This is a genomic window from Tamlana crocina, assembly GCF_012037625.1.
Map to the genome: position 1 here is coordinate 1 of NZ_JAAVJS010000354.1, position 404 is coordinate 404.

A 404-nucleotide genomic window follows, 5' to 3' on the forward strand; every position below is an offset into this window, starting at 1 on the left:
CTTGTTGGTTAAATCAAGACCATAAAATATTGGAAAAAACAGTGTATTAATTGAATTCTTTTGAATAGGTATGACCCACATTTTGGTTTTTAATACATTTTTGGAAAAGGAATGTTTCAGTTGAGCTATTTGGCTATTTCGGTTCGAATTGTGCCAGTGGTTTCGGTCGGTTAGTGCCAGGCATTTCGGTTTAATTTGTGCCACTTTTGGCAGCAAAGAAAACCATAACGGTTCAAATTGTGCCAGTCGTATCGGTTCGTTTTGTGCCACTTTGGAAGATCAAGTAATATCTTGTTGCAAAAAATGTAATAAGATATGGCCAACACCCTTGATCCGATGGACTTAAAACAAATTATTTCCCTAAACCTAGATGGTTTTAGCAATCGTAAGATAGCTACCACTCT

1 protein-coding gene is annotated in these 404 nt (G+C 36.4%); it reads right to left on the reverse strand.

The annotated features are described in order from the left end of the window. A partial coding sequence (locus HC176_RS19710) for a hypothetical protein (protein ID WP_209309775.1) occupies nt 1-204 on the reverse strand: 204 nt, incomplete at its 3' end. Between the last annotated feature and the right edge of the window lie 200 nt (nt 205-404).